The organism is Williamsia sp. D3 (assembly GCF_000506245.1).
GTDB classification, from domain to species: domain Bacteria; phylum Actinomycetota; class Actinomycetes; order Mycobacteriales; family Mycobacteriaceae; genus Williamsia; species Williamsia muralis.
The window spans coordinates 194217-220176 of record NZ_AYTE01000020.1; the positions used below are offsets into that span (position 1 = coordinate 194217).

Sequence of the window (25960 nt, forward strand, 5' to 3'; positions counted from 1 at the left end):
GGTTCGGTGACGGTAGATCCGCCGTCGGTTCCGTTGTTGGTGGCGAAGTATGGTCAGTTGCAGGATGTGTTGGCTGATATTGCTGCCACGTCCTCAGTGGATGTTGATGATGTGCAGGTTGCTGAGTTGGTGCGGGTGAACGAGAAAATTGTTCGGGCACTGTCGTTTCAGGGCCTCAAGCGGTTGCAGGAGGTCAATGATCGGGGCTTGTTTCGTAAGGCTGGTCATTCCACGTTGCATCGGTTTGTGATGAGTGAGTTGCGGGTCTCGCGTGGTGATGCCTCGTCGCGGTTGAAGGCACTTGATGCTGCCGGTGTGTTGTTGTCAATGCAGGGGCAGCCGTTGCCGCCGAAATGTCCGACTGCTGCGGAAGCGTTGGCCGAGGGTGCGATTGGGTTGGCGCACATGGATGTGATGCTCAAAGTCCGCGACAAGATTCCGCACAAATCAGCGCCGGAAGTGTATGACGTGGTCGATGCGTGGTTGACCGACAATGCCCGCACCCTGGGCCCCAACGAACTTGAAGTGTGTGGGCGAGAAGTGTTGGCGCGGGTCGATCCGGACGGATCACTCACCGACGACGCTGACCGCAAACGCAACCGTGGTCTGTCTGATGGCGATCAAGGTCTGGACATGATGGCCAAGATCACTGGCAACCTCGACCCGGCAACGTTGGCGTTATTTCGCACTGTCATGGATGTGTGGGCCGCACCGGGTATGAACAATCCCGACGACCCGAACTCACCCACCGGTGCCGTCGACGACCCGACCATGGATGCGGCGATCATCGAGGCCGCGGCCGGGCGCGACACCCGTTCGCGTGCGCAGCGTCAGCATGATGCGTTCAAAGCGATCCTCAAGACCATTCTGGAGTACAAGTTGTTGGGTAATTCGCATCGTGGCCTGCCGGTGCAGGTGATCGTCACGATGACCAAGCAGCAGCTTGATGAGGCCGCGGGTATCGCTCATACCGCGTCCGGCGTCGATGTGCCTGTGAAGGATGCGCTGGAGTTGGCCGCGCGGGCGGATTGGTCGTTGGCCGTGTTCGCCAACCATTCCGCCGACGTTCTCTACTTCGGACGCGCCAAACGCACCGCCCAACAAGGCCAGCGGATGGCGTTGTTCGCCAAAGACCGAGGCTGCACCAGCCCGGGTTGTCGTAGCCCGATCTCCTGGACCGAAATCCACCACACCACCGCCTGGGCCGACGGCGGTCACACCGACATCGACGAGCTGGCCCCGGCGTGCATTCCGCATCACGCGATGATCGGACCCGGCGACGATCAATGGCAAACCATCATGCTCCGCGACGGCCCCGACGCCGGCCGCGTCGCCTGGATCCCACCGAAATACATCGACCCCGATCAACAACCCAGGATCAACCGTGCCCACCACGTCGATGTCACCGTCGAAGCCATCTGGCAACGCGTGATCGACGAACGACAGGCCGCACTCGATGAACGCGAGAGATCGACGGAATCACGACAACTCGACGCTCCACCGCCGGCGGTAAACGATCACGCAGACCGCGATGATTCTTCCGAACACCTCGAGTAAGAGCCATCAACGGCGAGTGTGCGCAGCTATACGACCCTGCCGAACTCAGGCGCTGCCCGGCGTGACGGCTTGCTTCAGATGACAGCCGAAGCGACGGCCTCCAGGTGCACGGCGGTGTTGCCGAACAACAATTCACTCGTCTTGGCCCGGCGGAAGTACCTGTGCAACGGGTGCTCCCAGGTGAATCCGATGCCGCCGTGGATCTGCACGGACTCCTCGGCCGCGAAGGTCGCGGCGCGGGAGGCGAGCACTCGGGCCGTCGCGGCAGCGACGAACAGCTCGCCGCTACTGCGGGAATCTGCGTCGGCGGCATCGAGTACAGCTGCCTCGGCCAGTTCGATCGCCACCAGCATGTCGGTGAGTCGATGTTTGATCGACTGAAACGACCCGATGGCACGACCGAATTGCTTGCGGGTCTTGGCGTAGTCGACAGACATCTCCAGGCAGGCGCGTGCAGCCCCTACCTGCTCAGCGGCGAGCGCGGTGATGGCGATCGCCTGCGCCTTGTCGAGACCCGCTACGAGGTCGTTGCCGCCGACGCGCTGTGCTGACGCCCCGGTGAACTCGATCCGCGCGAGTGGCCTGGTGAAGTCGAGTGATTCCCGAACAGTGCGAACTACGCCCGCGGCGTCACCGCCGATGACCGCCAACTCCGGACCCGAGGGTCCCTCGGCGACGACGACGAGCAGATCAGCGTCGGCTCCGGCGACCACGGCCTCCTGCGCGCCGTCGAGAACGATTGTGTTGTCGTCACCTCCGGACGCGGTGATCGACGTGGATGCAAACGGGTATCCGGTCACGAGTGCTGCGGTCACGCTGCCATCCGCGATGGTCGGAAGATGTTGTGTCTTGGCAGCATTCGAACCTGCGTGCAGCAGAGTGAAACCTGCCAGGATGACCGAGGAGAAGTACGGACCGGCGCCGAGTGACCGGCCCAGTTCGGCCATCACCACAGCGGTGTCCTTCAGGGTGAACCCTGCTCCGCCGTAGTTCTCCGGGAACGGGACCTCGGTCAGACCCATCTCCAGCAGCGAGCTCCAGACGTTGTCGCCGGCTGCGGTGCGGGCCAGCGACGACCGGAGACTTGATTCGAGATCGCGCTGTTCGACCGTCAATTCGAGAGGCATTGCCGATCTCCTAACGTGGTTCGCGGGGCAGTCCGAGCCCGCGTTCGCCGATGATGTTTCGCTGGATCTCGTCAGAGCCTCCCGCTATGCGATAGCCGGGTGCGCCCAGGAGGTGTTCGGTCCAGGCGAACGTGTTCGGCTCTCCGGTGTCGGCGAGGATCTTCGGGCCGAGGAACGAAGCGGCGGCGTCGCCGATCCGCTTGAGGTTCTGGGTCCAGACGAGTTTGCCGATCGAACCCTCCACTCCCGGAACGGCTCCGGATTGCTCACGTTCGGCGTAACGAGCGACCATCAGTGCCGAGGCGCGCTCGTAGATCGCAGCGTCTGCCAATTGCTGGCGTACCAGGGCATCGTCGGTGATGCCCAGACTCTTTGCCAGACGCACCAGATCGGCGCTGTTACCGCCGGCGCTGACGATACCCGCGCTCGAATTGCGTTCGAAGCCAAGGGTGGTGAGCGCGACCTTCCAACCGTCACCTTCGGCACCGATGCGCAGCGAGTCGGGGATTTCGACGTCGGTGAGGAAGACCTCGTTGAAGGTCGATCCCCCGGAGCTCTGCCGAATGGGTCGCACATCGACGCCGGGCGCGTCCATCGGCACCATGAACGCCGTCATGCCACGGTGTTTGGCCACGGTGGTGTCGGTGCGGGCGATGAGCAGGCCCCACTCGGAGAACTGTGCACCTGAACTCCACACCTTCTGCCCGTTGATCCGCCAACCATCGCCGGTGGCAACAGCTTTGGTGGACAGACCGGCCAGATCGGAACCGGCGCCGGGCTCGGAGAAGAGCTGGCAGCACAGTTCGTCGGTGCGAAGGAATGGCCGGACGAATCGCTGTCGCTGCTCCTCGGTACCGAGCGCATGAAGCGTGGGCGCCACCAACTCGACGGTGACGAGCACGGTCTCGTGACGGTCTGGCGTGGTGTACTGCCGCTCGAGGCCGACGTACACGCGTTCGTGGCTGGCAGTCAGTCCTGCGCCACCCCATTCCGGACCCCAGGTGATGGCACCGAAGCCGGCATCGACCCTTTTTCGCTGCCAGTCCCGGGCAGCGTCGATCAGAGCGCGTTCCTCGTCGTGAGTGTGATTGTGGAAAATTGCGTAGTTCGGGTCTGCGGCAACAGCCGGCCCCGCTTCTCGTCGGTCGAGGTGCTCGTCGAGCCACGCAACGCACTTTTCGGAGAATGCGTCGACCTCGATCGCCTGTGCGTCGACGGATCCACTCGATCCCGGGCTCGGGGTCATGGCTTCGTTCCTTTCGACATCTCGGCGATACGGGCCTCGACTGCTTTCTTGGAGTCGGGGTGCTCCGACAGTCGCACGGTGAAGGTCTGTTCGAGTTCGTAGCCGCGTTTGAGATCGACGTCTTCGCACCCGTTCAGCGACTGCTTTGCCAGGGTGAGCGCGTATCGGCTCTTGGCGGCGATGACGCGCGCACGCGACATCGCGACCTCCAGGAGCTCGTCATGCGGTACCACGTCGATGGGCGCACCCCAGCTGCGCAAGGTCTCTGCATCGACGGGCTCCGCGGTGAAGAGCATCCGTCGCATCGCCTGCTGCGGAAGCATTCTGGCGGTGAACCGGCCTCCACCGAGCACGCCGACACCCATCTCCGGAAGGCCGAACGTCGCCCGGTCGGAGGCGACCACGATGTCGCTGAGCGAAGCCAACGCAAGTCCACTGCCGAGAGCGGGACCGTTGATGGCAGCGACAACGGGTAACGCGCAGTCGTACAGCCCGAAGAGTGCCCGTCTCACGCTGCGCATCTCGACGTCGCCGCTTACCGAATCCATCACCCGGAAATTGCCGAGATCGTTACCTGCGCAGAAGATCCTGCCGCGGCCGGTGAGGACGATGGCACGGATGTCCTGGTTGTCGGACAACATGTCGAAGACTCGTGCGATCTCGTCGTACATCTGGGTGTCGATCGCGTTCACCTTGCCGCGGGCAAGTTCGACGAGTGCGATACCCGGTTCGGGCTCGGAGACGACGAGGTGTCCGATTCCAGGCGTCTGAACGGTCATTGGGCCCCTACTTCTCGTGTGTTGCGGCGAATTTCATCGCCGTCATCTGGGGTGGGAGCGCATCCCGATCGCGGGTCCAGTCGCGCAGCGCAAACTTCTGCACCTTGCCGCTGGCCGTTTTCGGCAGCGAATCGACCACGAAGACGCTCTCCGGGATCTTCTGCACCGCGATCTCTCGTTCGAGAAGAAACCGGTGCACCTCGGGCAGTGTGAGATCGCGCTGATCCCGGGTCACCACAAACGCGCACCCGCGTTCACCGGTCCGGCTATCAGGCCCGGCGACAACGGCCACCTCGACAACAGCCGGATGCTCGCTGAGTTGGTTCTCGACGTCGTGTGCGCTGATCTTCTCGCCCGAACGATTGATGACATCTTTGATACGTCCGACGATGTGGATGCCGCCGCTGCTGTCGAAGCGACCCAGGTCACCGGTACGGAAGAAACCGTCGTCGGTGAAGGCGGTCTCGTTCAGGCGCTCATCGAGGTATCCGAGAAAGGTGTCCGGCCCTCGCCAGAGGATTTCGCCCACCGCCCCTGTGGCAACGGTCGTGCCGTCGTCGGCGGCGACGATCACCTCCGTGGGTGAGATCGGCCGACCATCGGTCTTGGTGCGCAGATAGATGGGGTCCCATCGGTCGGACGCTGTGACAGACGGGCCCTCGGTGGCGCCGTACATTCTCGTGACCGTACCCAGCCGCTCGGTTGCGGCGGCGGTCAGCGAGTCGGGAATATCGGCTCCGCCACAAGCGATGTAGCGGATGGATGGGGTGTCGAGCTCCGCCGCGGTGGCTGCGTCGAGCAGGCCCCGGAGGAAGGGCGTCGAGAAGATCATGAAGCTGGCGTGCTCGGACCGGATGAGATCCAAAGCTGCATCGGCATCCCAGATATCCTGCAGCACAACAGTTGTGCCGAGTAAGCACGGCAGCGTCAGCGCGCAATTCACCCCGGTCACATGGGTGACCGGCGATGGGTTGAAGATCACGTCGCGCTCGTTCAATCCGAACCAGGTGATCATCGACTGGTTCTCGTAGACGAGGGTGTTGTGGCTGTGCAGAACCCCTTTGGGGTCAGCGGTGGTACCAGAGGTGTACAGCAACAGGCAGATACTGTCAGGGTCGGCCGGCGGTAGACTACGTACTGCCGAAATGGCTTGCGGGGTGGCTGACTGCGTCAATTCGTCCAACGTGGTGCCGACTGCCGCGTTGACGGGGTCTCCTTCGATGGAGACGACAAGCTGCAGGTCGGGAAGGTCGCTCACCAGGTCCCGATACATTGCCCCGAAATCGAAGCCACGGTGCGTTCCGGGGATGAGCACCACCTTTGCGCGAGCCTGCCCGAGAATGAATCGGAGTTCCCGGCCTCGGTAGATGGGAACGATCGGGTTGGCGATCGCGCCGAGCTTCATGACGGCCTGAAACGCGATGACCGCCTCGGCGCAATTGGGCAGCTGGAACGCCACGACGTCGCCGGATCGCACACCGCGACCTCGCAGTGCTGCCGCGAGCCGTGCCGACGCGTCGTCGAGTTCACCGAAGGTGATGCGACGCGCACCGTCGATCACCGCAACAGCGTCTGGGTATCGAGCGGAGGCTTGCTCGAGGAAGTGGGCGACGGGCTGATCGCGCCAGTGCCCGGCATTCCTATAGCTCTGCGTCAGAGCAGCATTCGGTGGCCGTGTGGGATACATGACCACCTCCTCGCCCCCGTGAGTACTTTTCTGACACGGACTACAGTATCTAATCCCGCTAACTATGTACAGACTTGGCGCACATCACAATGTCCGTAGGTATGGTTAGCACTGCGAGACGAACTTGGAGGCGGGGGAGAAACACATGACCATCGAGCAAAGCGTTCCGCGGGCGCGCGCGCCCAAGATCTCGGCGCGGGTGGCCAACGTGATTGCGGATCAGATCCTCGGAGGCGGAATCGTCGTCGGACAACGGCTGCCCACAGAGAAAGAAATGGTCGCAGAGCACGGGGTGGCGCGTACGACCGTCCGGGAGGCGCTGCGTCTGCTCGAAAGCCGCGACCTCGTGACGATCAAGTCCGGCATCGGTGGCGGCCCGGTGGCAAAACGGCCGGAGCTCGAGTCGCTCGGCAACACGATGAAGCTGTTCCTGCAGATCAACGGCGCCAACATCAGCGATGTCATCGACGTGCGCCTGATGATGGAGCCCATCGTCGCCCGTCAGGCCGCGGCGAACGTCACCGACGATCAGCTCGAGACCATGCAACTGGCGCTCGACCGCATGCGTGAGGATCCCGGCGACTACGCCAATTTCCAGGAGAACAACGCGGTCTTTCAGCGCAGTGTGTACGAGGCAGCCGGAAACCCGGTCCTGAAAATCGTGATGGAGACGCTATGGCTGCTGGTGCGCGACGCCGAGCCCAGCGAGCATCCGATGCCCACCCGCCTCGCCGCGATCGAGATGCAGCAGGACGTGCTCGACGCGATGCGTGACCGGGATTCCGAGGCGACCGCCACGGCCATGAACGCATTCAACGAGGAATCCGCCAAGTACTACCGCCGCCGTCTCAGCGACATCATCTCCCAACCGGTGCACTGGCAGCTGTAGACACTGCCAGCGGCCGTGTGCCAGATTGTTCGCGAATCGGCGGGAACATTTTCCATGACCGAGGTCTCCTATCTCTGACTGCTTCACCAAGACAGAGAATCAACAGCACCGAGTCACAGGAGACATCATGGCCACCGAGTACTACGACACCAACGCAGACGGCATCATCGACACCGCTCTCACCGACACCGACGGCGACGGCATCGCCAACTACGAGGAGTACGACACCGACGGTGACGGATTCGCCGACGAGATGCACGAGGACGCCAACAACGACGGCTACATCGACACCGTGCACGTCGACACCGATGGCGACGGTTACTACGACACCACGGTGGTCGGCTGATCCACAGACTTTCCGATCTAACTGACGAGACCCACCGAGTGTTTGGTGGGTCTTCGTCGTTTCGTGTGTTTGTCGTTTCGTTCTGACAGCAGAGCGGTTCAGGACTTCGTGAACGTTCCCAGCCCGTTGTCGTCGAAGTACTCGAGCACCACTGCGTTGCCGTTGAACGTCGCCTGCGACACCGTGCCCGGGTTCGGCATCTCGCCGGTGGGGATGAACGTCCACGTGTCCCCACTCCACGGTGCCAACGTGTACTGCACCCGGTCCGGTCCGATGGTCAGTTGCAGGTTGCCGTCGGGCATCGGTGCCACAGTCGCCTCGCCCCAGTACGGGTTGGCGTAGGTTCCTGCGTACCGCGGCAGCGGTCCGGACGGAGCCGCGTCGGCGGGGCGTTGCTTGCCGGCGAGTTCACCCTCGGCCGGAGCGGCTGTCAGCTGCGCGTAACCCTTGACCCAATCCTGCGTGATCTTCCCGTACTGGACGAGGTCGACGAACTCGGCGGTCAGGGCCTCGACGGCACCGATCGGTCCGGCGTTGCTCAGGGCCACGATGCCCACGTTCAGGGACGGGATCATCACGTAGTTGGTCGCAGCTCCCATGTTGAACGCACCGGAGTGGCTGTTGATAACGCGTCCGGACGATGTGGTGCTGACGTTCACGCCGTACCCGGACGTGCCCGATCGGAACGACGTGTCCTGGCCGGGGCCGTGTGCGAACTCACTGGTGAAAGCTGCGACCAGCGGCTCCTTCTCGACCAACGGCTCCCCGTTGTGTACCCCACCTGCGAGAACCAGATTCATCCACTTCGCGAGGTCGTTGACCGTCGACGAGACGCCACCGGCCGGGGATTGTGCGTCGGGATCCCGCTGGAACTTGGGCTCGTACTTGTCGCCCACCAGGGTGTGGGGGATCGCGCGATCGGTGTGCGCCATGTAATCGGCGAAGCGGGAACTGGTGTTGGTCATGCCCAGCGGCCCGTAGAGCGAGTTCTGGCTCAGAGTTGCCCAATCGGTTCCGGCTGCGGCGGAGACGGATTCGGCGGCCGCGGTGATGCCGAAGTTGGTGTACGCATCGTGAACCCGGAAATCGGCCGCCTCGATCGGCTCTTGCGCGAGCTTGCTCAGGATCTCTTGCTGCCCGTAGCCGAGGTCTTCGAGGATGTCTCCGGCGTGAAGCGGTAGCCCCGACCTGTGGGTGTACATGTCGGCGATGGTCACGTGGTCGCTGATCCAGGGATCGCTCATCGCGAACGATGGCAAGTTCTGACGGACGGGGGTTTCCCATTCCACGACATCCTTACCGACCTGCTCGGCGATGACGGTGGCCCCGACCGACTTGGACAGCGACGCGATCTGAAAGACGGTGTCGGCGTCCACTTTGCTGTCTTTGCCGACCTCTCTGACCCCGAAACCTTCGGCGAAGGCCACCTCCCCACCGCGCACAACTGCCACCGCAAGGCCGGGGATCTTCGTCTTCGACATGATGCTCTCGGCGAGCTCGGGCACCCGGTCGATGGCGTCATCGATCTGCTGCTCGCTCACCGCCACAGCCGAATTGGCCGGCGGCGGACCCGAGAAGTCGCCTTCCGGACTCGACGATCCGCTGTCGTCCCCGCATGCGGACATCATGAAAACTGCCGAGAGCGCCGTGACGGCGAACTGCAATCGGCGAGAGGTGGTCCATTTCGTCATAGTCGACATCTTTGGCCATGAAGGACCGTTTTGCACCGGAAATGCCAAGAGCCGCACACCTTCTAGAAGGCGTGCGGCTCTCGGGTGGAGCTTGTCGGATCAGATCAGGCGTCGGCACCGATCCCGATTCTGCTTGTCAGGAATCGGCACCGATGATGAAGGCTTCGAGCTGCTTGCGCGCGACGTCGTCGGCGAGCTGCTCGGGCGGGCTCTTCATGAGGTAGGCCGAGGCCGGGAGGATGGGCCCTCCGATACCGCGGTCCTTGGCGATCTTCGCCGCACGAACGGCGTCGATGATGATGCCGGCCGAGTTGGGGGAGTCCCAGACCTCGAGCTTGTACTCGAGGCTCAGCGGCACGTCGCCGAAGGCGCGACCTTCGAGGCGGACGTAGGCCCACTTGCGGTCATCCAGCCACGCAACGTGGTCGGACGGTCCGATGTGAACGTTCTTGTCGTCGATCTTGCCCGCCAGCGAACCGGTGAGGTTCGAGGTGACGGCCTGGGTCTTCGAGACCTTCTTGGATTCGAGACGCTCACGCTCGAGCATATTCTTGAAGTCCATGTTGCCGCCGACGTTCAGCTGGTACGTGCGGTCCAGCGTGACACCGCGGTCCTCGAACAGCTTCGCCATCACGCGGTGGGTGATGGTGGCACCGACCTGGCTCTTGATGTCGTCGCCCACGATCGGCACACCGGCATCTTCGAACTTCTTGGCCCACACGGGGTCGCTGGCGATGAAGACCGGGAGGGCGTTGACAAACGCGACGTTCGCGTCGATGGCGCACTGTGCGTAGAACTTGTCGGCCTGCTCGGAACCGACGGGCAGGTAGGACACGAGCACGTCGACCTTGGCGTCCTTCAGGGTCTGGACGACATCGCCGCCCTCGCCGTCGGCCTCGGTGATGGTCTCGCGGTAGTACTTGCCGAGTCCGTCGAGGGTGTGGCCCCGCTGCACGGTGACGCCGGTGGGCGGCACGTCGGCGATCTTGATGGTGTTGTTCTCGCTGGAGAAGATGGCATCCGAGAGGTCGAAGCCGACCTTCTTGGCGTCCACGTCGAATGCGGCGACGAACTCGACGTCGCGGACGTGGTACTTGCCGAACTTCACGTGCATGAGGCCCGGAACGGAAGCGTTCTCGTCGGCATCCTTGTAGTACTGCACGCCCTGGACCAGGGATGAGGCGCAGTTACCCACGCCAACAATTGCCACGCGTACTGTGTTGTCACCCATGGTCGGGTTCCCCTTCTTTGTGTGGTGTAACCGAAGTTGTTTCGGGTTCTGTCGTAACCGCCTCGGTCGGCAACGGTCCGGGATTCCTCGACGTCTTGGTCGACTCCCCGGCCCATTCCGAACTCTCGGCGGCGATGAGTTCGTTGAGCCAGCGAACTTCACGCTCACTGGATTCGAGACTCAGCTGATGGAGTTGCTTGGTGTAGCGATCCACTGTGCGGTTCGAACGTCCGACGGCCTCTCGGAGACCTTCGCGCCGCTCTTCCACCTGCCGGCGACGACCCTCGAGGATGCGCATGCGCGCTTCCGCGGGAGTCCGGCTGAAGAATGCGAGATGCACTCCGAAGCCGTCGTCGGTGTAGTTCTGCGGTCCGGTGTCGGCGACCAGTTCGGCGAACCGTTCGCGTCCCTTCGGGGTGAGCGCATAGACGCGACGAGCGCGTCGTTTGAGCGTTCCCGGAGGGCCCGAATCCTCAGCGATCAAACCGTCGGCCTGCATGCGGCGCAGTGACGGGTACAGCGATCCATACGAAAACGCGCGGAACGCCCCGAGCAGTCCGGTGAGCCGTTTACGCAGCTCATAGCCATGCATCGGGGATTCGAGGAGCAAACCGAGTACCGCGAGTTCGAGCATCTCCGATCGCACCTCCGTTCAACGTGTTGCAGAAACCTGTACCGCAGATGCTACACACATATGTATCGGGCCGATATAACCGGGATGGAAACTGTGCCTGAACTGGGATTATCCGCAGCATGCACGCGTTGAGAACGGTCGGTGCCGCAAAAATGGGGCCGTCAGCAGCGACGATCGGAGCCCTTCTGCGGTCTTGGCGGCGCCGAACCGCCAAATCTTCCGAGTCGGCGGCACGTACTCTTGATTCGTGCGATTGCAGCGACAGGTGGTGGACTACGCGTTACAGCGGAAGTCCCGGCTGGCCGAGGTCTACTCCGGACGTACCGGGGTTGCCGAGGTGTGCGATGCCAGCCCCTATCTGCTGCGTGCGGCGAAGTTTCACGGCCGTCCCAGTTCGGTGCGATGCCCGATCTGCCGGAAAGAACAGGTCACCATCGTGTCCTGGGTGTTCGGCGAAAAGCTCGGGCAGGTGTCGGGGTCGGCGCGGACTACGGAGGAGATCCTCCGCCTGGCCGTGAGCCAGGAGGAGTTCTCGGTACATGTGGTGGAGGTGTGCCGGACCTGCAGCTGGAACCACCTGGTCCAGTCGTACGTGTCCGGCCTGCCTCCGCGTCCACGGGTACGGCGGACCCGGCGGGTAGCGGGGGGTCGAATGGCGAACAGTTCAGCCGATGCAGCCACTGACGTGGGTGCCGGCGGCGGCCCAGAAGGAATGGGCTCAAAAGGGATCGGCACTGAAGGTATGGAGAAGTACTTGTGAGCAATGGCCCTGACGGACCCAACCGGTCCGGTTGGACCTCGGAGCACGACGGCGGCGGCCGCGCTCCCTCCAGCAGCAACCCGGTCGAGAAGAAGCGACGGTGGCAGAAGGCAGTCGCCTGGATCGTCGGTCTAGGCGGCGCGCTGCTCCCGGCTTTCGCGCTGGTGATGGCAGCGGTGTTCCTGGTGACCTACGCCGGAGCCGAGGTGCCCGCACCCGGCGACATCAAGCAGAGTCAGATCGCCACGGTGGTCGACACCCGGGGCGGCGAACTCGCGCGAATTGTGCCACCGGAGGGCAACCGCACCGATGTGCCGATCACCGAGATCCCGCAGGTGCTGCAGCAGGCCGTGATCGCAGCCGAGGACCGCGAGTTCGCGAGTAACTCGGGCTTCTCGATCCGCGGTTACTCTCGCGCGGCGTGGGGCAAGGTGACCGGTCGCGAGGACGCGGGTGGTGGCTCGACCATCACCCAGCAGTACGTGAAGAACGTGCTGACCGGCGACGAGGCCAGCTACCAGCGCAAGTTCCGTGAACTCGCGATTTCCACGAAGATGTCCAGCGAGTGGACCAAAGAAGAGATCCTCGCGGCGTACCTCAACACCATCTACTTCGGTCGCGGCGCCTACGGTGTCTCGGCGGCGGCCAAGGCGTACTTCAACAAGAACCTCGCCGACATCACCCTGTCGGAGGCGGCTGTACTCGCGTCGTCGATCCGCTCTCCCTCCTACTACGACCCGGCAACCAACCTCCAGGCTGCCGAAGGGCGCTGGGAGTACGTCCTCGACGGCATGGTCACGATCGGCGCGATCAACAGGGAAGAGGCCGACGCGCAGGAGTACCCGAAGGTCGTCGATACCCAGGCCGTTGCCGGCGACCCGGCGAGCGACGGACCCAACGGACTGATCAAGCAGCAGGTACTGGCCGAGCTCGGCACACTCAACATCTCCGAAGAGGAGATCCGCACCGGCGGTCTTCGCATCACCACCACCATCGATCCGCAGGTGCAGCGGGCGAACTTCACCGCGGCGAACGACCTCCGAGAGGGTGAGCCGCCCGAGCTGCGGACGTCTGTGGTGTCGATCGATCCACGGACCGGCGCGGTCCGGGGCTACTTCGGTGGCAACGACGGCAACGGATTCGATTACGCGCAAGCCAATCTGCAGACCGGCTCGTCGTTCAAGGTGTTCGCTCTGGTGGCAGCACTCGAGCAGGGCATCCCGCTGTCGAAGACTTACAGCTCGGCGCCTTTCGAGGGACCCGGCGGCCTCACCGTCACCAACTCGGACGGCGAATCCTGCGGGTCGTGCAACCTGGCGACGGCCATGAAGATGTCGCTGAACACCGTTTATTACCGCCTGATGATGGACCTCAACGGTGGACCCACCGCGGTCGCCGATGCGGCTCACCGCGCGGGCATCCCCGAGGTCGCGGCCGACGGCGCCAAGACACTGCAGAACCCCGACGGCGGAGTCGAGGGTGGTGTTGTGCTCGGGCAGTACGCATCTCGCGTCATCGACATGGCGTCGTCGTACGCCACGCTCGCGGCGTCGGGCATGTACCACGCGCCGCACTTCGTCCAGAAGGTCGAGAACTCGCAGGGGCAGGTGCTCTACGAGCGCACCGACAATGCGGGTGAACGCCGGCTGCCGGCCGAGGTGGCCGACAACACCACGGCTGCACTGGAACCGATCGCCTCGTACTCGAACGGCAACGCTCTCGACGGGGGCGAGCGGCCGTCCGCCGCCAAGACAGGCACCACCCAGCTCGGCGACACCGGGCTGAACAAGGACGCCTGGATGGTGGGGTACACGCCGCAGCTGTCGACGGCAGTATGGGTTGGTACCGACAAGGGCACCGCGCTCAAGAACTACACCGGCGCAACGATCTACGGGTCAGGCCTGCCGGCGCAGATCTGGCGGACAGCGATGAACCGAGCTCTCGACGGCCGGCCGATCGAGGAGTTCCCGGAACCGGGCGAGATCGGTGGAGTTGCAGGCGTTCCCTATGAGCCGCCGCCGCAGACCTACACCCCCACGCGCACGGTGCCGACCACCACCACACCGCCGACCACCACCACTCGGCCGGGCGTGACGCTCGGCCCCGGTGTGGTGATCCCGCTCCCGGGTGGCGGGCCCGACCCTGACACCGAGACGGAGACAGAGCCGGTACTCCCGCCCGAAGAGGGTGGACCGTCCACAGGTACCCGCTGAGCGAGTGGGGTGATGACCGACGGGGAAGCGACCGAATCGACGTCGCACGAAGTGCGCGACGATGACGGTTCGGCTGCGACGGAACACCTGAACGTATTCGAGTCGCCTGCGTTGCCCGCGGCCGATCGTCGGGAGGCGACCACACGCGTCCTGCCGAGCCGTACCGATCCGATCGCTTCTCCGGGCAGCATGGTGATCGGTGGCCCGGTCGGTCTGCACGCGGTGGTGGGGCGCAGCCCCGGCTGGACGCCGATCCGGGTGATTCTCCTGATCGCCCTCGTGTTCATGGCGTTGGGCTGGTATGCGAAAGCCGGCTGCCTGCAACAGGCGCCGGACAAGACGACCGGCGAACAGACACTCGATTGGTCGGATCACCGCCAGTACACCGCGATGTGTTACGCCGACACCATCCCGCTCTACAGCGCCGAGCGACTCAACGAAGGCGCACTCCCGTACAAGACGTTCTGGTACGAGGACAACGGTGCCGGAGGACAGAAGCAGCGGTTCATGGAGTATCCGGTACTGACCGGGATGTTCATGTACGCCGCGGCTCAGGCCACCGAGGCCTGGCAATGGGCACACGACAATTGGGGCTTGCCCAGCGCGTTGGACGTGGTGGTCTTCTTCAATCTCGTGGCGCTGGGACTGGCATTGTGCTGGCTGGTGACCATCTGGGCCACCGCGCTCACCGCAGGGCGCAGGGTGTGGGCCGTGATGCTCGCAGCTGTCTCTCCTCTTGTCGTGGTCCACATCTTCACCAACTTCGATGCCATCGCCACTGCGGCGCTCGCCTTGGCGATGTTGGCGTGGGCCCGACGAAATCCGTGGATGACCGGGGTGTTCCTCGGAATCGGCATCGCGGCCAAGCTCTATCCCGGATTGTTGTTGGTCCCGTTGCTGGTGCTCTGTCTCCGTGCAGGCAAGGTCCGCGACTTCGCCGTCACCGCTCTGATGACCGCCGCGACCTGGTTGATCATCAACCTGCCGATCATGGTCCTGCACTTTCGCGGCTGGACCGAGTTCTTCCGCCACAACTCTTCTCGGGGCACCGATCCCGACACGATCTACAACGTGGTGTCGGCTGTCACCGACTACCAGTGGGGCAACCAACCGGGGCAGCCGCCGTCTCTGCTGAACGCGGTGAGCATGGCGTTGTTCGTGGTGGTCTGTATCGGCATCGCGTTCATCGGCTTCCACGCACCGCTTCGGCCGCGGTTGGCCCAGTTGGCCTTCCTGACCGTCGCCGGGTTCCTGTTGGTGAACAAGGTGTGGAGTCCGCAGTACTCGCTGTGGCTGGTGCCTCTCGCGGTTCTGGCCCTGCCGCACACGCGAATCCTGTTGACGTGGATGCTGATCGACGCTCTCGTCTGGGTGCCACGAATGATGTGGTACCTGTTCCAGGAGACGGACGACGGCTTGCCCGAGCAGTGGTTCCTGTCCGCAGTTGTGGTCCGGGACTTCGCGGTTCTGGCACTGTGCGCGTTGGTGATCTGGCAGATCTATCACCCGACCGACGATCTGGTGCGACGCGGTTCCGGATGGCAGAGCCTGGCCGTGGACGACCCCGGCGGTGGGGTGCTCGACAGGGCTCCCGACCGGTTGCCGTGGCCGAGGCGGATCAAGGTGAGAACTCGTCCGGCGCCGGACGATCCGACCACCGACTCGATGGCGGTCTCCTCGCGCACGTGACCTGCCGCACCTGAACGGAGTGAGCTGAGGCGGCCCCTCAGGCCGGGCTCATCGTTCCAGCCTCGTGGAGAGAGCCTCTCTCGCGGCGGGCCAGTCGTCGTCCGTCATCGCGTATTGCGCTGTGGTGCGCCACGTTCCATCGGGGAGTGGACGGTGCTTGCGCAGCAGACCTTCGAACGTGGCGCCGAGTTTGGCGATGCCGGCCCGCGATTGCGCGTTGCGTTCATCGGTATGCCACACCACCCTGACGGCTGACAGGTCCTCGAAGGCGCGGCGCAGCAGAAGCAGCTTGGCCTCCGGATTCACCGCGGTGCCGTGTACGGCTGCGGAGTACCAGGTGTGGCCGATGGCCAGCGCGCGGTAGTCGGGAGTGATGTCGTAGTAGCTCGTGGAGCCGACCACGCGACCACTGTCTTGTTCGACCACCGCGAACGCGACACGGTCGGGGGTGTCGAGGGCGGTCTGGATGTACCGCTCGGCGGCGGCAACGTCGCCGGGCACCGTTGTCCACCGGAATGCCTCAGGTTGGTCCACCGCGGCAGCAAGGGCGGGCGCATCGTCGAGTACCAACTCGCGCAACATGATTCGAGCGCCGGAGAGCGTGGGGGCGGTGTACCAGGTCATGCCGGTACGGTAGCCGCCGTCGAGGCTGGGGGCGAGACCTTTTCCGGTGGCACCCGCAGAGGCCGGCCGACGAAGTGGTAGATCAGGATCGCCAGGCACAGCGCGTGCGACCACACGCCCAGTTGGACACCGCCCATCACCCACCACTCCATCTCGTCACCGCGAGTGAGGATGCCGAACATGCGGAAGATGGTGAGGTCGAGCGCCAGATCGCCGACGAGGTACAGCGTGACCAGGCGCCAGTCGACCTTGAGGAGCACGAAGAACGGAAGTATCCACAGCGTGTACTGCGGCGAATGGACCTTGTGAAACAGCATGAACCCGGCCAGCATCGCCGCGCTCACGCCGATCCACGGAAAGACGTTGCCGCGCTGCCAATGTCTGAGCCCCAACCACACCGCCACGCCCAGCGAGACGATGATCAGCAGAGGTGAGGCGACCCCGACGATCGAGTTGTAGACGCTGTTCGCATCGCTCGGCCCGTCGCCGGTGACATGCCTCAGTCCCCAGTACCAGATGGTGTTGGTGTCGACGTCGGCCTTGCGTTTGCCCTGGAACGACAGCGAAGCCTGCCAGCCCTTGAACCCGGCGATCATGAACGGCAGTTGCACCGCGATCACCGTGACGACCGCGACCGCGACGACGCCGGCGGCTCCGGTCCAATCCAGGGACCGGCGGGTCAGCCGGGTGCGCAGCGACGTGGACCCACTCGCCTCGGAGTCGGGCACCATCGCGCGGGTCAGCACGAAGATGGCCAACGGCAGCACGAACAAGCCGGGGTAGATCTTGAGACAGAAGCCGATCGAGAGGATGAAGGACGCCCAGAGCGCGCTGGTCCGCAACGACAACCACGGCTTGCCGGTCCGCGGATTGATCCGTGCGCCGAGGATCATCACCGCGATGGCGCCCACCGACGTCGCGACCACCGGCAGCTCCCAGTTGTGGAACGCGTAGAGGATCAGCGGGGGAGTGGCTGCCCAGAGCATCACGTACCAGCGGGCCAGCAGGGCGAGCAGGATGACGATCAGGATCCCGAAGGGTACGAGCAGGATCGCGGACTGGGTCAGGAACTCGGTGTCGGTGTGGGCGCCGCTGGCGCCGAAGTACATGAGCAGTCCCGACAGCACCGGATACTCGACCACGCCTCCGAAGAGCACCCCGTTGTCGGTGATGCCCCCGTGGATGTACGGGAACACGTGGTTGTTGATGTCGCGGCCGATCCACAAGAACTGCAGGTCGGAATAGCAGGGCATGATGATCTCGCTCGAACCGACCGGCCAGAGCGCACTGCGGCCGGACCCGTCGAACGGAGGGCCGCCGCAGGTGGCCTTGCCCAGGTAGCCGAGCCACATGAACAGTGAACTGATCAACAGCGCGAGGGTCAGGATGAGCAGGAGCTCGCCGCGGCCGGCGCTGATACGCGCCCGCCAGCCCGGTCGCGGTGTCGTCGTCATTTCCCAGGTGGAGGTGGGGGACGGCGAAGGCATGGCCTACAGGGTAGGGGGTGTCGATACGCCTCGGCCCGCCCGGTCTGGGGGTGGCTGTGGCGTAGAGACCAGGATTTCGCTGGTCAAGCACTGTTGGGGTAGCCTGGACCGGTTGCCGACGCAGGCGACCCTCCTGCCACGGATCGTCCGTGGCCGACCTAGTCCATAGGAGGTGATGAGGTCTTATGCGTCACTACGAATTGATGGTCATTCTTGACCCCAACCTGGATGAGCGAACTGTAGCTCCATCGTTGGATACCTTCCTCAATGTGATTCGCCAGGATGGCGGAAATGTTGCGGGCGTCGATGTCTGGGGCAAGCGCCGTCTTGCCTACGAAATCCTCAAGCACACTGAGGGGATCTATGCAGTCGTCGATCTCAATGCCGAGCCCAAGACGGTCACCGAGCTCGATCGCCAGCTGAAGCTGAACGAGTCCGTGCTGCGCACCAAGGTGATGCGCGTGGACGAGCGTGCCAAGGTACGCCGCGCCAAGGTTGCTGCGAAGCACGCTGCCAAGGCTGCGGCCAAGCCGGCCAAGTAGCTCGTGATGTTCGAGTGGTCCGATCGGGCTCGCTCGAACGTCCAATGCGTGTCGGTGCCGAGCTCTAGGCTCGGTGCACATCGACCCACACCACTGCGCAACCGCAACTGAACTCGGGAGATACACATGGCAGGCGATACCGTCATCACCGTTGTCGGAAACCTGACGGCAGATCCGGAACTCCGGTTCACGCCGTCCGGTGCAGCCGTCGCGAACTTCACCGTGGCGTCCACGCCACGCACGTTCGATCGGCAGTCCAACGAATGGAAAGACGGCGAAGCGCTGTTCATGCGGTGCAACATCTGGCGCGATGCTGCCGAGAATGTTGCCGAATCTCTCACCAAGGGTTCACGAGTGATCGTGTCCGGCCGGCTCAAGCAGCGGTCGTATGAAACCCGCGAGGGTGAGAAGCGCACCGTGGTGGAGCTCGAGGTCGACGAGATCGGTCCCTCGCTCCGCTATGCCACCGCAAAGGTCAATCGGGCCTCGCGCGGCGGCGGTGGCGGAGGCGGCGGCAACTTCGGTTCCGGCGGAAGCGGCGGTGGAAACCGCGGCGCTGCTGCGAACTCGGGTGCAGCCGCACAGAACGACGATCCGTGGGGCAGCGCGCCTGCCAGCGGCTCGTTCGGTGGCGGGGACGACGAACCACCGTTCTGACGAACATCTGAGTCTGCACAGGTAGCTGTGCACCTCAACACTTTTGGAGTGACAACACATGGCTGGAAAAGCTAAAGGCGGACGGAAGGTCCGTGGCGCAGAAAAGATCGTCAAGGCCAAGGCCTGCACTTTCTGCAAAGAGAAGAACCTGCTGATCGATTACAAGGACACCGCGCTTCTGCGTCGTTTCTTGTCTGACCGTGGCAAGATCCGCTCGCGTCGGGTCACCGGAAACTGCGTCCAGCATCAGCGGGACGTGGCCATCGCGGTGAAGAATTCGCGCGAAGTTGCCTTGCTGCCCTTCACCTCCACCTCTCGATAAGCGGAAAGGACCAAGAACATGAAACTGATCCTCACCGCAGAGGTAGAGAAGTTGGGTGTCCCCGGCGACACCGTCGAGGTCAAAGACGGCTACGGCCGTAACTTCCTGCTGCCTCGTGGGCTGGCCATCGTCGCCACCCGCGGAGCAGAGAAGCAGGTCGAAGGCATTCGTCGTGCACAGGACGCTCGCGCAGTGCGCGGTCTCGAGCACGCCAACGAGCTCAAGCAGGCCATCGAAGGGCTCGCCGAGGTCACGTTGGGTGTCAAGACCCACGACTCGGGCAAGCTGTTCGGTTCGGTCTCGGCCGCTGACGTTGTCAGTGCCATCAAGAGTGCCGGCGGACCTGCTGTCGACAAGCGCAACATCGAGCTGCCCAAGGGCCACATCAAGGCCACCGGTACCTACCCGGTCTTGGTGAACCTGCACAGCGACGTTGTTGCACAGTTCAACCTCACCGTGACTGCCGGCAAGTAGTCACCAGGTTCTACACGCAACAAACCCCCCGGCCACATGTGGTCGGGGGTTTGTTGTATCTGCGAGTGATCAGACGGTGCAGAGGGGACGGATCTCGTTCGAACCGCCGGTGGTCGGAGAGGTGAGGAGCAGGCAGGCGTTGTAGCCGCGGTCTTCGGCGACCTTGCGGATCTGCTTCCACTGGTCGGTGCTCACGGCCGGCTCACGCGACAACACGAATGCTGATGTGCGCTCGGGGCTTCCGACAAATGCCCAGGAGTAGTCATCGGCGATGTAGGTGACCACATAGTTGGTGGGCCCATCCTTGGATTCCTGCGTCGGAACGCCTGCGAAGCTGACGTGGAGCTGGGCACCGGTCACCTTGTCGTTGACCCGAGCGTTGCCGACGATCCGGTTCTCCTGGTTGGTCCAGGTGGTGCAGGTGTTCTCCACCCGGATGTTCGTCGGGTCGATCAACTGGTAGTTCGCCATCGTGTCGCGCGCACAGATGAGGTTGAACGGCTGTGGGATGGCGGCGATCTGATTCCAGTCACCGAGATAACGCTGGGTGTCCAGCTTGGCCACCGGCTTCAGCGGCTGGGGTAGCGAGCTGGTGTCCGCCGAAGCGGGAGCCGCACAGGCAAGAGCGAAAGCGATTGCAAGACCGCCGATCACGATGCGACTGAGTCGGCGAGGTGAAAACGCCATGGTGTCATCTCCTACTTCTGTTGTTGTAACTCCGGTTGTGGACGCGCTTTTCGGTCCACGGTGCCTGGCCACCAGATGCGGGGCCCGATCACGCTGAAGAGTGCGGGGATCACCACGGTCCGAACCAGGAACGTGTCGAGGAGGATTCCGAGTCCGACGATGATGCCCAGCTGGGTCAGTGTGATGAGCGGGAGGATGCCGAGCACGCAGAAGACTGCGGCCAATACGATTCCCGCACTGGTGATCACAGCACCGGTAGAGGCCACTGCCCGCACGATGCCGTCTCGCGTGCCGTGGCCGGGTGTCTCCTCCCTCGCTCGGATCACCAAGAACATCGTGTAGTCGATTCCCAGGGCAACCAAGAAGAGGAAGGAGTAGAGCGGGACGTTGTTATCCAGGGCCGGGAAGCCGAAGATGTGTTCGCTGATGAGGCTACCGATCCCTATGGCGGCGATGGTGCTCAGCACTGTTGTCGCGACCAGCACCACCGGTGCCACCAGGGCGCGCAGGAACACGATCAGGATGACAAACACCACGGCGAGGATCAGCGGGATGATCAGGAGCCGATCACGTTCGGACGCGTTTGCGATGTCGAGGGCTTTGGCATCGGACCCGCCGACGAGTGCCTGCGCATCGGGAACGTCGCCCGTGGCGTCGCGTAACTGATCGATGATGTCGAATGCCCGCTCGGACGCTGGGTCGGCGTCGATGACCACGGACCACTTGGTGAGGCCGCTGTCGGACCGTCCCGTTTCGGTCGCCGAGATCACTCCGTCAGTGCTGTCCAGGACGGACTGGATCCTCTCGGCGGCAGCGGTGTTCGCGATGACGGTTGTCGGGTCGGACTGCCCGGCGGGGAAGTGCTCGGCGAGTGTGTCGAAACCTTCGACGGAGTCCGCGCTGACGCGGAACTGCTCGGTCTGCGAGAGGCCGATGTTTGCGCCGAGCAGACCCAACGAACATGCGATCAATGCCGTGAGGGCAACCGCGAGAACGCGAACCGGGTGCCGGGAGACGGCGTTTGCGATCTTGAACCAGTTGCCGCCCTCGGTGGGCACCGGATCGCCCACCTTGGGGATGAACGGCCAGAAGAGTCGAGTTCCGAAGAGCGCCAACAGGGGTGGCAACACCAGCAGGGCGAAGATCACCGCGACAACAAGACCCGCGGCCGCCAGTGCCCCGAGGCTGCGGGTACTCGGCAATGCGGCAAGCAGGAGCGTGAGGAGTGCCAGTACCACTGTCGCGTTCGAAGCGAGGATGGCTGGGCCGGCATGACGGACTGCGTGCTGCAGCGCAATCCGGTGGTCTTGCTCTTTGCGCAGCTCTTCCCGATACCGCGAGATCAGCAACAGCGCGTAGTTGGTGCCCGCGCCGAACACCAGCACACTGGTGATGCCCGAGGTGGATCCATCAAACGAGAGGCCGGTGAGCTCGGCCAACCCGGTGCCGACCGAACTCGCCAACCGATCGGCAAACCCGATGACCAGCAACGGAACCAGCCACAGAACCGGCGAGCGATACGTGACGATCAGTAAGAGGGCGACAACGAGTGCCGTCACTGCCAACAGTGTGACGTTGGCACCGGAGAACGAGTTGGCGGTGTCGGCGCCGAACGCGGGGCCACCGGTTACGTAGGTGGTCAGTCCGCTCGGTAGGCCGTCGTCGGCGGCGTCTCGCAACTCATCGACGAGGTCGGTGAGCTTGAAGCCGTTGAGCTCGGCGCTGACAGGGACGACCGAGATGGCTGCGATTCCATTCGGAGAGACGACAGCGCCCGGACCGGCCGATGCGGTGGTGGGCACCGAGCGGCCGACGGCCAGCATGCGCTGTTGCGCTTGGTCGACCGCGGCCTTGTCGTCGTCGGACAGCGGCGCGCCGTCGCTGCGAACGGTGACGAGTACGGCTGCAGATACGTCCGAATCCGGGAAGCTGTCCAGCAATTCGTTGACCTGCGCCGAATCAGCCGATGGCGGAAGCGAATCCGGCGCTTGATCTCCCGAGTCGTTCTCGCCGATGAGCCCCATGGCTGCGCCGGAGATCAGCATGACCGCCAGTGCGATCCACCACGACCTACGGCCGCTCACCGCCGCAGCAAAGCGATCCCACCAGGTGGGAGAATGGGTCGGCGTGTTCGAGGTCGCCATGTTCCCAACAATCTCATATTTTAAAATATTGAGCAACTAAACTATCTCCAGGCCTTATAGTCCTGGCAGGAGGTACCCATGCCCGACAATCAGCCGGCGCAGGACAACCGCGCGGCGCTCGAGTCCCAGATCTCATCGGATGTCCGGGCGCTCAATGCCGAGTCCGACCAGATCTCGCGTGTGTTTGCGACACTGAATGACCTCAGTGCAAACGACTTTCGCGCCCTGCTGCATGTGATGGTCGCTGACGCCGCTGGTGCGCCGTTGACGTCGGGTGCTCTCGGCAAGCGATTGCAGGTGTCGGGCGGGGCCGTGACGCATCTGGTGGAACGGATGATCGGTTCGGGGCACATCCGGCGGGAAGCGGACGAACGCGACCGCCGAAAGGTGATCCTGCGCTACGACGAACACGGGATGGCCGTGGCGAGGGCGTTCTTCGCGCCGCTGGGCAAGCACACCCACGATGCGATGGTGGACCTTCCCGACGAGGATCTTGCTGCGGCCCATCGGGTGTTCACGGCGTTGATCTCCGCGATGCACACGTACGAAGACGAACTCGGGAACGCCGGTGGAGCGACGCCAGGGCGGTGACTCGTGGGGTCGGTGTGCGCTCCCCAGACCCTCCGACTTCGGCGACTTCCTCCGGTTGCAGTCGGAGGATGTGACCACAGTCGGAGGGCTTGCTGCCCAGGATGATTGGGTCAGCGCTGGTCCGGAGGAAGGAACTCGGGGGAGCGGTTCGCGTCGTGGTACTGGTCGCCGGCCGGCGTCACGAACTTGTACCAGGACTGGGTCAACGTGAACGCTCGCGGGCCGGCCACGCACGTGACGCCGATGGGGCTCACCGCGCAGCTCGATCCGTCTACGGTGATCGATTCACCGATCTGCAGCAGGGGTGGTTGGAACCAACCACGTGGTCGCACCGTGTACGAGGTGTTCGGGGGGACCCAATAGGGGCCCGTCTGCCCTGCCGAGATGGCCGCACCGACGATTCCAGGGGGCGCGGTGGACGGGTGGCCGGTGCACGCTGCGTACGCGTAGCCGGGGCCCAGGGCGCAGACTCGACCACCGGGCGTGACGAAGAAGGTCTTGCCGTTGTCGACGAAGTCGGGGGACCGGTAGCCGTTGGGGTCCACGGGCACGTAACCGGCGAGATCGGGGACCTGTGTGTACGTGGGACCCGGTACGGCCGAGGCCACCGAACCTGCCGACAGCAGTCCGACAGTGGCCGCGACCGCGGCGATCACCCCGATGATCTTCCTCATGAACGCCTCCCCAGATCATTCGTTCGTGCCCGATCATTGCACCACTGTTGGTCGCCTCGTGTGACCGGTTCAGGGAGCACAGATCGGTGCACGTCACGGTCACTTTAGGGCAAGTGATGGATGTTCGTGCGTTTGTAGTACAAGTCGATTTGTCAAACCGAACACGCCCGGAACCGCACTTGCCGAGACACGCCGTGTGAATGGGTATCCACAGTAAGAAAAAGTGAGTCACCGCATTTGAGCTGGGACGATGCTTCTATTCACCGCACTTATCCACAGGTAGCCAACAGGGCGCTAACAACTATCCGCACACCGTCCACAGTTGGTGCACAGGATGGTCCACAGCTCCGTTTGGCCGGATCGGCCTGAGCCCTTAGTGTCTGGCGGGTGCGCATGCAGATCGGCGGCGATCTGAGGCGATTGGGTTGTCAGACCCTCTTGGAATAGTGGTCGATGAACCTGAAGCGAAAGGGGTGGCGCGTTGGCCGTAGTTGACGATCGTGGGCATACAACTCCGCGTGAAGAGGCGCCCCCGAGCGAAGACTTCGGCCGTCAGCCCCCGCAGGACATGGCCGCCGAGCAGTCGGTGCTGGGCGGCATGATGCTGTCCAAAGATGCCATCGCCGACGTGCTCGAGAAGCTCCGGCCGGGCGACTTCTATCGGCCCGCGCACCAGGCGGTCTACGACGCAATTCTCGACCTGTACGGCAAAGGGGAACCTGCCGATGCTGTGACCGTTGCCGGGCAGCTCGACCGCGTGGGCGAGCTTCGACGTATCGGAGGGGCGCCATACCTCCATACGCTGATCTCGACGGTGCCGACCGCGGCCAATGCCGGCTTCTACGCGGAGATCGTCGCCGAGAAGGCAATCCTGCGGCGTCTGGTGGAGGCCGGCACCCGCATCGTCCAATACGGCTACGCCGGGGCCGACGGCCAGGATGTCGCCGAAGTGGTCGACCGCGCGCAGGCCGAGGTCTACGAGGTCACCGAGCGCCGTACCGCCGAAGACTATGTGGCGCTTGAGGAATTGCTTCAGCCCACGATGGACGAGATCGACTCCATCGCGTCCCGTGGTGGTCTATCCCTCGGTGTGCCAACGGGTTTCCACGATCTTGATGAAGTGACCAACGGTTTGCACCCGGGTCAGATGATCATTGTTGCGGCAAGACCTGGAGTTGGCAAAAGTACACTGGCTATGGATTTTTTGCGGTCCTGCTCCATCAAGCACCAAATGACCAGTGCCATGTTCTCTTTGGAAATGAGCAAAACCGAGATCGTGATGCGGCTGCTCTCGGCCGAAGCGAAGATCAAACTCGGCGACATGCGCTCGGGTCGGATGAGTGACGACGACTGGACCCGCTTGGCTCGCCGTATGGGTGAGATCTCTGAGGCGCCGTTGTTCATCGACGACTCGCCCAACCTCACGATGATGGAAATCCGTGCCAAGGCAAGGCGTTTGAAGCAGCGTCACGATCTCAAGCTCGTGGTCATCGACTACATGCAGCTGATGTCGTCCGGTAAGAAGGTCGAGTCCCGCCAGCAGGAAGTCTCCGAGTTCTCGCGAAGCATCAAGCTGCTCGCCAAGGAGCTCGAGGTTCCGGTGGTCGCCATCAGTCAGCTGAACCGTGGTCCCGAGCAACGTACCGACAAGCGCCCGCAGGTGTCCGACCTACGTGAGTCCGGCTCGCTGGAACAGGACGCCGACATGGTCATTCTGCTGCACCGTCCCGACGCGTTCGAACGCGATGACCCCCGTGCCGGCAGAGCGACATCATTCTCGGTAAGCACCGTAATGGCCCGACATCAACGATTACCGTTGCGCACCAACTGCATTTGAGTCGGTTCGTGGATATGGCGCGCGGCTGAGCCCTGCGTGGTACCCGCAGGTCATGTGCGTAGCAACGGTCCG

The 25960-nt window shown here is 63.6% G+C and carries 21 protein-coding genes and 3 pseudogenes; 12 read left to right on the top strand and 12 right to left on the bottom strand.

The annotated features are described in order from the left end of the window. Positions 1 to 6: 6 nt before the first annotated feature. A complete protein-coding gene (locus W823_RS44150) occupies positions 7 to 1557 on the top strand; it encodes an HNH endonuclease signature motif containing protein (protein ID WP_161634014.1) in 1551 nt (516 codons plus the stop codon). A 74-nt stretch (positions 1558 to 1631) separates the two neighbouring features. On the opposite strand, the gene W823_RS44155 is transcribed toward W823_RS44150, so the two are convergent. The 4 genes from W823_RS44155 to W823_RS44170 are packed head-to-tail and all read right to left on the bottom strand — an operon-like array spanning position 1632 to position 6396. Further along, the gene (locus tag W823_RS44155) at positions 1632 to 2684 is read right to left on the bottom strand and encodes an acyl-CoA dehydrogenase family protein (RefSeq protein ID WP_023958654.1); all 1053 of its coding nucleotides are present in this window, start codon (positions 2682 to 2684) and stop codon (positions 1632 to 1634) included. 10 nt (positions 2685 to 2694) lie between these two features. Next, the gene (locus W823_RS44160) at positions 2695 to 3930 is read right to left on the bottom strand and encodes an acyl-CoA dehydrogenase family protein (protein ID WP_023958656.1); all 1236 of its coding nucleotides are present in this window, start codon (positions 3928 to 3930) and stop codon (positions 2695 to 2697) included. After that, entirely contained in the window at positions 3927 to 4709 is a 783-nt protein-coding gene (locus W823_RS44165) for an enoyl-CoA hydratase-related protein (protein WP_023958658.1), read from the bottom strand. Before W823_RS44165 ends, W823_RS44160 begins: the two co-directional genes overlap by 4 nt. A 7-nt stretch (positions 4710 to 4716) precedes the next feature. After that, positions 4717 to 6396: an AMP-binding protein gene (locus W823_RS44170; RefSeq protein ID WP_023958660.1), complete on the bottom strand. Its 1680-nt coding sequence runs from the start codon at positions 6394 to 6396 to the stop codon at positions 4717 to 4719. Positions 6397 to 6541: 145 nt separating this feature from the next. Between W823_RS44170 and W823_RS44175 the strand changes: the two genes are divergently transcribed. Both W823_RS44175 and W823_RS44180 read left to right on the top strand, forming a co-directional pair. Continuing rightward, complete coding sequence (locus W823_RS44175; RefSeq protein ID WP_023958662.1) at positions 6542 to 7285, top strand: FadR/GntR family transcriptional regulator; 744 nt, start codon at positions 6542 to 6544, stop codon at positions 7283 to 7285. Between the two features lie 127 nt (positions 7286 to 7412). Next, complete coding sequence (locus tag W823_RS44180) at positions 7413 to 7631, top strand: hypothetical protein (RefSeq protein ID WP_023958664.1); 219 nt, start codon at positions 7413 to 7415, stop codon at positions 7629 to 7631. Between the two features lie 98 nt (positions 7632 to 7729). Here the strand turns inward: W823_RS44180 and W823_RS44185 are convergent, their stop codons facing one another. The 3 genes from W823_RS44185 to W823_RS0129340 all read right to left on the bottom strand — a co-directional run bounded on the left by W823_RS44185 (position 7730) and on the right by W823_RS0129340 (position 11187). After that, positions 7730 to 9322, bottom strand: a complete 1593-nt coding sequence (locus W823_RS44185) for a serine hydrolase (RefSeq protein WP_023958666.1) — start codon at positions 9320 to 9322, stop codon at positions 7730 to 7732. Between the two features lie 136 nt (positions 9323 to 9458). Beyond that, entirely contained in the window at positions 9459 to 10553 is a 1095-nt protein-coding gene (locus W823_RS44190) for an inositol-3-phosphate synthase (protein WP_023958668.1), read from the bottom strand. Beyond that, the gene (locus W823_RS0129340) at positions 10546 to 11187 is read right to left on the bottom strand and encodes a PadR family transcriptional regulator (protein WP_038253268.1); all 642 of its coding nucleotides are present in this window, start codon (positions 11185 to 11187) and stop codon (positions 10546 to 10548) included. The genes W823_RS44190 and W823_RS0129340 overlap by 8 nt, the downstream gene beginning before the upstream one ends. Before the next feature lie 253 nt (positions 11188 to 11440). On the opposite strand from W823_RS0129340, the pseudogene W823_RS0129345 reads away from it, so the two are divergent. The 3 genes and pseudogenes from W823_RS0129345 to W823_RS44200 all read left to right on the top strand — a co-directional run. Beyond that, positions 11441 to 11830, top strand: a pseudogene (locus W823_RS0129345) (DUF5318 family protein); the annotation flags it as partial. Positions 11831 to 12114: 284 nt separating this feature from the next. Continuing rightward, positions 12115 to 14160 carry a transglycosylase domain-containing protein gene (locus tag W823_RS44195; protein WP_116916439.1) on the top strand — a complete coding sequence of 682 codons (2046 nt, stop codon included), beginning with the start codon at positions 12115 to 12117 and terminating at the stop codon, positions 14158 to 14160. Between the two features lie 12 nt (positions 14161 to 14172). Continuing rightward, entirely contained in the window at positions 14173 to 15849 is a 1677-nt protein-coding gene (locus tag W823_RS44200; RefSeq protein ID WP_023958676.1) for a glycosyltransferase family 87 protein, read from the top strand. A gap of 48 nt (positions 15850 to 15897) precedes the next feature. Here W823_RS44200 and W823_RS57775 read toward each other — a convergent pair whose 3' ends face one another. Further along, the gene (locus W823_RS57775) at positions 15898 to 16473 is read right to left on the bottom strand and encodes a GNAT family N-acetyltransferase (protein WP_023958678.1); all 576 of its coding nucleotides are present in this window, start codon (positions 16471 to 16473) and stop codon (positions 15898 to 15900) included. After that, complete coding sequence (locus W823_RS44210; RefSeq protein ID WP_031332432.1) at positions 16470 to 17960, bottom strand: membrane protein; 1491 nt, start codon at positions 17958 to 17960, stop codon at positions 16470 to 16472. The genes W823_RS57775 and W823_RS44210 overlap by 4 nt, the downstream gene beginning before the upstream one ends. 185 nt (positions 17961 to 18145) lie before the next feature. On the opposite strand from W823_RS44210, the pseudogene rpsF reads away from it, so the two are divergent. The 4 genes and pseudogenes from rpsF to rplI all read left to right on the top strand — a co-directional run. Continuing rightward, positions 18146 to 18421 (top strand): annotated as a pseudogene (gene rpsF / locus W823_RS44215) (30S ribosomal protein S6); the annotation flags it as partial. 207 nt (positions 18422 to 18628) lie between these two features. Then, positions 18629 to 19159: a single-stranded DNA-binding protein gene (locus W823_RS44220; protein ID WP_023958684.1), complete on the top strand. Its 531-nt coding sequence runs from the start codon at positions 18629 to 18631 to the stop codon at positions 19157 to 19159. Positions 19160 to 19217: 58 nt separating this feature from the next. Next, positions 19218 to 19481: a 30S ribosomal protein S18 gene (rpsR, locus tag W823_RS44225; RefSeq protein ID WP_023958686.1), complete on the top strand. Its 264-nt coding sequence runs from the start codon at positions 19218 to 19220 to the stop codon at positions 19479 to 19481. An 18-nt stretch (positions 19482 to 19499) separates the two neighbouring features. Further along, entirely contained in the window at positions 19500 to 19955 is a 456-nt protein-coding gene (rplI, locus tag W823_RS44230; RefSeq protein WP_023958688.1) for a 50S ribosomal protein L9, read from the top strand. Between the two features lie 69 nt (positions 19956 to 20024). Here rplI and W823_RS44235 read toward each other — a convergent pair whose 3' ends face one another. Together W823_RS44235 and W823_RS44240 are read right to left on the bottom strand one after the other, a co-directional pair. Continuing rightward, positions 20025 to 20642 carry a lipocalin family protein gene (locus W823_RS44235; protein WP_023958690.1) on the bottom strand — a complete coding sequence of 206 codons (618 nt, stop codon included), beginning with the start codon at positions 20640 to 20642 and terminating at the stop codon, positions 20025 to 20027. Between the two features lie 11 nt (positions 20643 to 20653). Then, positions 20654 to 22786: an MMPL family transporter gene (locus tag W823_RS44240; RefSeq protein WP_023958692.1), complete on the bottom strand. Its 2133-nt coding sequence runs from the start codon at positions 22784 to 22786 to the stop codon at positions 20654 to 20656. A gap of 78 nt (positions 22787 to 22864) precedes the next feature. Between W823_RS44240 and W823_RS44245 the strand changes: the two genes are divergently transcribed. Continuing rightward, positions 22865 to 23377: a MarR family winged helix-turn-helix transcriptional regulator gene (locus W823_RS44245; RefSeq protein ID WP_023958694.1), complete on the top strand. Its 513-nt coding sequence runs from the start codon at positions 22865 to 22867 to the stop codon at positions 23375 to 23377. A 110-nt stretch (positions 23378 to 23487) separates the two neighbouring features. Here W823_RS44245 and W823_RS44250 read toward each other — a convergent pair whose 3' ends face one another. After that, entirely contained in the window at positions 23488 to 24051 is a 564-nt protein-coding gene (locus W823_RS44250; protein WP_023958696.1) for a hypothetical protein, read from the bottom strand. 481 nt (positions 24052 to 24532) lie between these two features. On the opposite strand from W823_RS44250, the pseudogene dnaB reads away from it, so the two are divergent. Further along, positions 24533 to 25917: pseudogene (gene dnaB / locus W823_RS44255) on the top strand (replicative DNA helicase). Positions 25918 to 25960 lie beyond the last annotated feature (43 nt).

Excerpts from the sequence above, each read along its gene's own strand:
- W823_RS44155 (WP_023958654.1), bottom strand. The coding sequence starts at position 2,684 with ATGCCTCTCGAATTGACGGTCGAACAGCGCGATCTCGAATCAAGTCTC.
- W823_RS44160 (WP_023958656.1), bottom strand. The coding sequence starts at position 3,930 with ATGACCCCGAGCCCGGGATCGAGTGGATCCGTCGACGCACAGGCGATC.
- W823_RS44165 (WP_023958658.1), bottom strand. The coding sequence starts at position 4,709 with ATGACCGTTCAGACGCCTGGAATCGGACACCTCGTCGTCTCCGAGCCC.
- W823_RS44170 (WP_023958660.1), bottom strand. The coding sequence starts at position 6,396 with ATGTATCCCACACGGCCACCGAATGCTGCTCTGACGCAGAGCTATAGG.
- W823_RS44175 (WP_023958662.1), top strand. The coding sequence starts at position 6,542 with ATGACCATCGAGCAAAGCGTTCCGCGGGCGCGCGCGCCCAAGATCTCG.
- W823_RS44180 (WP_023958664.1), top strand. The coding sequence starts at position 7,413 with ATGGCCACCGAGTACTACGACACCAACGCAGACGGCATCATCGACACC.
- W823_RS44185 (WP_023958666.1), bottom strand. The coding sequence starts at position 9,322 with ATGACGAAATGGACCACCTCTCGCCGATTGCAGTTCGCCGTCACGGCG.
- W823_RS44190 (WP_023958668.1), bottom strand. The coding sequence starts at position 10,553 with ATGGGTGACAACACAGTACGCGTGGCAATTGTTGGCGTGGGTAACTGC.
- W823_RS0129340 (WP_038253268.1), bottom strand. The coding sequence starts at position 11,187 with ATGCTCGAACTCGCGGTACTCGGTTTGCTCCTCGAATCCCCGATGCAT.
- W823_RS44195 (WP_116916439.1), top strand. The coding sequence starts at position 12,115 with ATGGCAGCGGTGTTCCTGGTGACCTACGCCGGAGCCGAGGTGCCCGCA.
- W823_RS44200 (WP_023958676.1), top strand. The coding sequence starts at position 14,173 with ATGACCGACGGGGAAGCGACCGAATCGACGTCGCACGAAGTGCGCGAC.
- W823_RS57775 (WP_023958678.1), bottom strand. The coding sequence starts at position 16,473 with ATGACCTGGTACACCGCCCCCACGCTCTCCGGCGCTCGAATCATGTTG.
- W823_RS44210 (WP_031332432.1), bottom strand. The coding sequence starts at position 17,960 with ATGCCTTCGCCGTCCCCCACCTCCACCTGGGAAATGACGACGACACCG.
- W823_RS44220 (WP_023958684.1), top strand. The coding sequence starts at position 18,629 with ATGGCAGGCGATACCGTCATCACCGTTGTCGGAAACCTGACGGCAGAT.
- rpsR (WP_023958686.1), top strand. The coding sequence starts at position 19,218 with ATGGCTGGAAAAGCTAAAGGCGGACGGAAGGTCCGTGGCGCAGAAAAG.
- rplI (WP_023958688.1), top strand. The coding sequence starts at position 19,500 with ATGAAACTGATCCTCACCGCAGAGGTAGAGAAGTTGGGTGTCCCCGGC.
- W823_RS44235 (WP_023958690.1), bottom strand. The coding sequence starts at position 20,642 with ATGGCGTTTTCACCTCGCCGACTCAGTCGCATCGTGATCGGCGGTCTT.
- W823_RS44240 (WP_023958692.1), bottom strand. The coding sequence starts at position 22,786 with ATGGCGACCTCGAACACGCCGACCCATTCTCCCACCTGGTGGGATCGC.
- W823_RS44245 (WP_023958694.1), top strand. The coding sequence starts at position 22,865 with ATGCCCGACAATCAGCCGGCGCAGGACAACCGCGCGGCGCTCGAGTCC.
- W823_RS44250 (WP_023958696.1), bottom strand. The coding sequence starts at position 24,051 with ATGAGGAAGATCATCGGGGTGATCGCCGCGGTCGCGGCCACTGTCGGA.